A 6,768-nucleotide genomic window follows, 5' to 3' on the forward strand; every position below is an offset into this window, starting at 1 on the left:
AAACAATCTTTACTCCAGCTATCGACTAAAGATCTGTATATTTAATCAGCTTATTATTTTGCACTCCTCCCGCTTCGGGTTACACTAGCGCTCCAATTTGGATAGAAGGACTAATACTTAATGACTAGCTATAGCGAGTTTGTCGATGACAACTTTGAGCGCCAGAGTCTGAGTCAGTACACGGAAAAAGCCTACTTAGACTACTCCATGTATGTCATTCTCGACCGCGCTTTACCTCATATTGGCGATGGCCTAAAGCCAGTGCAACGGCGCATTGTTTATGCCATGAGTGAATTAGGGCTATCCGCTACTGCTAAGTATAAAAAATCCGCTCGTACCGTGGGTGATGTACTAGGTAAGTTTCACCCTCACGGTGACTCAGCCTGTTACGAGGCCATGGTGCTTATGGCGCAGGACTTTAGTTACCGCTATCCGTTGGTTGATGGGCAAGGCAACTGGGGTAGCCCTGATGACCCTAAATCTTTTGCCGCCATGCGTTATACCGAATCACGTTTAGCACGTTTTTCTGAAGTGCTCTTAAAAGAGTTAGGTCAGGGTACGGTTAATTGGGTTCCTAACTTTGATGGCACTATGGATGAGCCAGAAGTTTTACCTGCACGCCTACCACATATTTTATTAAACGGTGGTAGCGGTATAGCGGTGGGTATGGCAACCGATATGCCGCCTCACAACGTAAAAGAAGTGGTTCAAGCAACCCTTCATCTGTTAAAAAACCCTAAGGCAAGCATTAGTGACTTAATGCAGTTTATTCCAGCACCCGACTTTCCTACCGGTGCCGATATAATTACCTCAGCAGAAGACCTGCATAAAATCTATGCTACTGGGCGTGGTACAGTTAAAAGCCGTGCAACTTGGCATTTAGAAGAAGGCGAAATTGTTATTCAAGCCTTGCCGCATCAAGTTTCACCCAGCAAAGTATTGGAACAAATAGCCGCCCAAATGCAGGCCAAAAAATTACCACTGCTAGCCGACCTGCGTGATGAATCAGATCACGAAAATGCCGTTCGCCTAGTGTTAGTACCTCGCTCTAATCGGGTTGATATAGAGCCACTAATGGCACACCTTTTTGCTACCACTGACCTTGAAAAAAACCACCGTGTTAACTTCAACATTATTGGTTTAGATGGTCGCCCACAGGTTAAACCCTTAAATACACTACTTAATGAGTGGTTGGTATTCCGTCGTACAACGGTTATTAATCGCCTACAAAGTCGCCTTAATAAGGTAGAAGATCGTCTACACCTCTTGGCTGGTTTGTTAATTGCTTACCTTAACCTAGATGAAGTTATTCGTATTATTCGTGAAGAAGACGAGCCTAAAAAAGAACTAATCCAAAGCTTTGGGTTAAGTGATCGTCAAGCAGATGCCATTCTAGATTTAAAGCTACGCCATTTAGCTCGTTTAGAAGAACAAAAAATTAGAGGCGAAGAAAGCGAGCTAGAAGCTGAGCGCAAAAAATTAAACGAGCTTTTAGGTAGCGATAAAAAACTGAGTAACTTAATTGCTAAAGAGTTAAAAGATGATGCAGAAACCTTTGGTGACGAGCGACGCTGCAAACTAGTTGAACGCAAGGAAGCCAAAGCTTTTTCAGAATTAGATTTAATCGGCTCTGAAGCTGTCACCCTAGTCCTTTCTCGTATGGGCTGGATACGCTCTGCCAAAGGCCATGAAGTTGACCCAACCAGTTTAAGTTATAAAAGTGGCGACCAGTTCTTTTTAGCAGCCAGAGGTAAGTCTAACCAGCAGCTAGTCGTAATGGATGACACGGGGCGAAGCTATGCAGTTACTGCCCATGATCTACCTTCGGCACGTGGTCAAGGTGAGCCCTTAAGTAGCCGCATTAACCCGCCAGCGGGTTCAGAGTTTAGGGGTATGCTAATAGGACAGGAAGAACAGCAAGTGCTTGTAGCCTCTGATGCTGGTTATGGGTTTATAACCACCCTTGGCGATATGGCCAGCAAGAATAAAGCAGGTAAAGGCTTGTTGAATGTTCCAACAGGAACCGAAGTAATGCAACCTCAACTGCTGCCAGCTGCACCTTTAGATGAACTAAAAATTGCGGCCGTTTCTAATGAAGGGCGCTTATTGGTTTTTCCACTAAGTGAGCTACCCCAACTAAGCAAGGGTAAGGGCAACAAAATACTCGATATTCCTTTTCGCCGTTCAGCGAGTCGGGAAGAATATGTTAAAGCTTTGGTGGTTTTAACTGCAGAAGATCGCTTAAAAATCACTTCGGGTAAGCGAACCTTAACTTTGAAAGCTGCTGATTTAGATCATTACTTAGGTGAGAGAGGTCGCCGCGGTAGTAAACTACCTCGCGGCTTCCAAAAGGTTGATCTAATGGAAAAAGACGCGTCTTAAATCATTAAATCTACATTGTTCCCCAAACTGCCATCGGGTTGCGGCGCGGGGACAGATGCAATTAAAGACATAATGGCATTACTTTGTGTTTCGTGAGCATCTTTAAGCAAACCCACCTGAGCCTCTAAATGAGCTTGGGTGTCACGCTGCTGCAAAGTGGCTCTAACTAATAGTTCTGGACTTACACCTGAAATATCCATACTGACTCCGCTCTTGTTTAACTATTTATACTACTCTAACAAGCCCAAGGTATTTTATATACTAGGCTTTAATATTTTTTGAGGTTTTTGAGTGTTAGCTTCCAGCAATTCTTCTGACAAAACTAAAGAACAAGGCGAATTACAGCACTTCTTAGGTGTGTTTCGTTATACCCGTCGTGCAATTAACCTGGTTTGGTTAACCTCACAACGCCTTACCCTTGGTCTAATGCTTCTGACCGTTTTAGTTGGTGGTCTGCCAGCGGTTGCCGCCTATTTAGGCAAGCTAATTGTTGATGCAGTGCTAATGGCCATGCAGGTTTACCAAACCACTGGCCTAGTTGAATACCAACCACTACTTAACTACGTGCTTTTAGAAGCACTCATTCTTACTTGTTTAAGTGCAGCGCAAAGGGCCATAACAGCTCACCAAGCCTTATTAAGGGGTTTATTAGGGCAAAAGGTGAATGTAATGATTCTTGAAAAAGCGCAAACCCTCGCTTTAGACCAGTTTGAAGATTCAGAGTTTTATGACAAGCTCACCCGCGCTAGACGCGAAGCTTCTACCCGCCCTTTAGCTTTGGTGAACAAAACCTTTAGCCTGTTACAAAACGGCATTGCTCTAATGGGCTTTGCCTTCTTGCTTATTCAGTTTTCGCCTTGGGTAATGTTGCTACTTTTTATTGGAGCACTCCCTGTCTTTATTGCTGAAACTAAATTCTCTGGCGATGCATTTCAAATTTTTCGTTTTCGCTCCCAAGAAACCCGCACTCAGTTGTATTTAGAAACGCTTCTTGCAAGGGAAGACACCATTAAAGAAGTGAAACTATTTCAATTAGGTGATCTATTATTAGGTCGCTATAAAACTATTTTTGACAAGCTCTTTATAGAAAACCGCCTACTTATTCTTCGCCGTGAAACTTGGGGCTTTATTCTAGGCTTGTTGGGTACACTTACCTTTTATGCTGCCTATGCTTGGGTTATTTTTGAAACGGTAATAGGCAAAATTACCCTAGGTGATATGACCATGTACCTGCTAGTTTTTAAGCAGGGGCAAACAGCGGTTAGCGCCAGCTTAACTTCGGTAAGCGGCATGTATGAGGACAACCTCTACCTTTCTAATTTATATGAATACTTAGAACAACCCGTTCCTAATGAATCAGGTGACCTTACAGTGGGCGCTCTGCCAGGTGATGGTTTACGTTTTGAAGGCGTAAGCTTTACCTACCCAGGTGCGACTAAAGCTGCTTTAGAAAATATTAACCTGCATATAAAGCCTGGTGAAAGTCTTGCTTTGGTAGGCGAAAATGGTTCAGGAAAAACCACCTTAATTAAATTACTGACCCGTTTGTATGATCCTAACCAAGGGCGTGTCTTGCTCGATGGCAGTGACCTTAAAGACTGGAATCCCCAAATACTTCGCCAAAGGGTAGGTGTTATTTTTCAAGATTTTGTTCGCTACCAATTTCTTGTGGGTGAAAATATTGGCATAGGGGACATTAGTGCTTTTGAAGATGAACAACGCTGGCATAAAGCAGCCAAAGCAGGCATGGCAGATGATTTTATTCAACGTATACCAGAGGGTTACCAAACTCAGCTAGGTCGCTGGTTTAAAGGTGGGCAAGAGCTTTCCGGTGGACAGTGGCAAAAAATAGCTTTATCACGGGCTTTTATGCGTGAAAAAGCCGATATTCTAGTCTTAGATGAACCCACCTCAGCGATGGATGCCGAAGCCGAAGCCCAAATGTTTGATTACTTTAGAAGCCACACACTGAATAAAATGGCGATTTTAATTTCGCACCGTTTTTCTACAGTGCGTATGGCAGACCAAATTGTGCTGATTAACCAAGGGAAAATTTTAGAAGAAGGTAACCACCAAGAGCTGATGCAATTAAACCAACGCTACGCCCAGCTATTTAACCTACAAGCCAGTGGTTACCGTTAAATTTTAAGAGGCACACAAAGTAGATAACTTGTTCTGGTCTAATTCAAAAGTGCCAAGCTGAAGCTGTTCCAGATAATTAATCAACACCATCGTCAGCTGGTTATAGTCGTAATGCTTGAATCGAGCCATCCTAATGCCCTCATTATCTGAAAATCCAATCAAACCATAATTAAAGAGGTTTTTCTACAACCTGAACGCCCGCAGCACAGGCCGGAAAACCGCGCAGCGATTTGGAGGTCCAGCTCACGAAGTGGGCGGTTGTGCCTGCGCTGTTGTTAGGGAGATTAAGATAATAGCTCATGAACTCTCTTCATATACCATGGTTCTGGTGTTTCAAGCTTAATTTCATGGTGGGCTACATCTTTACTTGGAAGTGTTATTTCCCAGATATACCGTTTTTGTAGGCCTTCAGAATTCCAAAACTCATTACTCTCGGGTGATGGCTCAAGAACAAAAAAGCAGGATTTTGTTCTACCAAACTTTTTATTTGCTTCGAATTTCGTTGTGCAGGTTAATAAAACATAAGGAATGTAATCATGAGGCATACCTTTTAGCGACCAAATATCTTCACGTCGCGCTGTCTCAAGTAAAGAGTGCAACTCTAGCCATGTGAGAGCTTTGACAAATTTCTTTAGCTTTTCGTATATGCTTTCAATATTTTGAAATGTCCACTCTTTTGCTGATTCTGCTAGGGCAGGATCTCTCGGAAGATTCTTAAAGTGATCATATGGCTTATGGTTCTCTACAACAGTTGGACAACCAGAGTCTCTGTAGTGTGCAAAGTGCGTCTGTTTTTGTGACTTATCGCCCTTAACATAAACTTCTGTGCCACATATGCGGCAGCAACCATCAGTATTTGTGCCGTATTCAACTACCCAATTATCAATATGTACTGGTTTTTTTGTCGGGTCATTTGGATGGTAAGCATATACATTCATTTGCAGGGTCTCCTACCCCTAACGCTGCAAATCACCGGAGGAAAAAAGCAGAGCGACGAAGGAGCGGCGCTTTTTGCCGTCCGAGTGAATTTGCCTTGTTATGTGTCAATTAACAACTCCTCGATGCCTGACTCTCTGATTATAAAATTAGCTGCATCTTCTACATCTATTGACTGAGTACCAAAAACCAAGTCACGGCTTTCGATTGGATAGTACCCAGAATATTCATAACCGTCATTATTTGCTACAGCACCACTAACTTGGTGTTTGAGTGCATTTTTTACATCTGATTTTAATGGCAATTGACCTTTCGCAGCTTGCTCAAAGAATTCGTTTATTTTATTTCTACAACGTTCTATCGCTTTTCCCACCAAAAAGGTGTTTGCACCAAAATCAATTGCCCAACCGTGGTGAGATTTATAAATTCTTTCCGCATGCTTTGGTGCATGCACTGGGCCAGATGGATGACCTATCCACCAAGCTGTATTCCTTATAAAACTCTCAGCAATTGCTAAAGGTATGGTTTCCTCTCTCTTCAACCAGGGCGATTGTCTTTTTAGCTTATTTACAACCAAACTTTGTTTCTTTGCCAATCGCCTTCTAAGCTCAACCAATTCTTCAATGAAAGCTTCTTCGACCTCTGCGGTTAAAAAATTGTGATCACAGCTTAAACAAGTTCTTCCTCTTCGAAACCAAGCTATATCTCTATAATCAGTCCGGGTCCATCGTTGAGCTTTCGGTTTCCCTATTTTAGTAGGTGATACCGCCTTACATACAGCAAAGGAGTTGCAACGTGGGCAATATATTTTTGTTCCACCTGCCGCCATTAGTCACCTCCTATTCAGAACACATAACGAGGCTGTAGAAAAACCTGTTTTCAGCCAGCTTTTCCCACCAACAGCTCGTTTTCTGTTATTTATATTTTGTTGCCAATTTTAGTAGACAACTTATTTATTCCATGTATTTCTAGCTTTTTGCTGCTGGCTTCTAATAACTTTCTACTTATACGTTGTTCTAGGCTCATTCTATGGGCTAATCAGCCCTTTTATTGACTCAGCTTGCCATAACGTGCCAGTTTCTCAACATTGTGTACCAAGCAAAAGAGTTGCCACTGGCCTTGTACCTTAGTTTTCCCCCTCAGGCTAAAGCGGTTCAACCGTTTATTGGTACCGATATTGCCAAACACTGGTTCAACAACGGACATGCGGTGAGCATAAACGGCTTTTCCTAGGGGGTTATCCACACGGTGTTTCATCCAGTCAGTGTAGTTGGCTGCTCTTTTTCCATTTAATGGGAAGCTGACTTG

6 protein-coding genes are annotated in these 6,768 nt (G+C 42.8%); 2 read left to right on the forward strand and 4 right to left on the reverse strand.

The genetic code is table 11. The annotated features are described in order from the left end of the window. Nucleotides 1-120 precede the first annotated feature (120 nt). Nucleotides 121-2,382 (forward strand): DNA topoisomerase IV subunit A, encoded by a 2,262-nt coding sequence (gene parC, locus H571_RS0101795; RefSeq protein ID WP_027847808.1) that lies wholly within the window; start codon nt 121-123, stop codon nt 2,380-2,382. Here parC and H571_RS0101800 read toward each other — a convergent pair. Further along, nucleotides 2,379-2,582 carry a hypothetical protein gene (locus H571_RS0101800; protein WP_027847809.1) on the reverse strand — a complete coding sequence of 68 codons (204 nt, stop codon included), beginning with the start codon at nt 2,580-2,582 and terminating at the stop codon, nt 2,379-2,381. The genes parC and H571_RS0101800 overlap by 4 nt on opposite strands. 91 nt (nt 2,583-2,673) lie before the next feature. On the opposite strand from H571_RS0101800, the gene H571_RS0101805 reads away from it, so the two are divergent. Continuing rightward, nucleotides 2,674-4,524 carry an ABC transporter ATP-binding protein gene (locus H571_RS0101805; protein WP_281167260.1) on the forward strand — a complete coding sequence of 617 codons (1,851 nt, stop codon included), beginning with the start codon at nt 2,674-2,676 and terminating at the stop codon, nt 4,522-4,524. Nucleotides 4,525-4,808: 284 nt separating this feature from the next. Here H571_RS0101805 and H571_RS0101810 read toward each other — a convergent pair whose 3' ends face one another. The 3 genes from H571_RS0101810 to H571_RS13860 all read right to left on the reverse strand — a co-directional run. Continuing rightward, nucleotides 4,809-5,462, reverse strand: a complete 654-nt coding sequence (locus tag H571_RS0101810; protein ID WP_027847811.1) for a competence protein CoiA family protein — start codon at nt 5,460-5,462, stop codon at nt 4,809-4,811. Between the two features lie 98 nt (nt 5,463-5,560). After that, complete coding sequence (locus H571_RS0101815; protein ID WP_027847812.1) at nt 5,561-6,289, reverse strand: hypothetical protein; 729 nt, start codon at nt 6,287-6,289, stop codon at nt 5,561-5,563. Nucleotides 6,290-6,507: 218 nt separating this feature from the next. Next, a partial coding sequence (locus H571_RS13860; protein WP_036217217.1) for a transposase occupies nt 6,508-6,768 on the reverse strand: 261 nt, incomplete at its 5' end.

Origin of the sequence: Marinospirillum minutulum DSM 6287 (assembly GCF_000422325.1) — a bacterium.
GTDB classification, from domain to species: Bacteria; Pseudomonadota; Gammaproteobacteria; order Pseudomonadales; family Halomonadaceae; genus Marinospirillum; species Marinospirillum minutulum.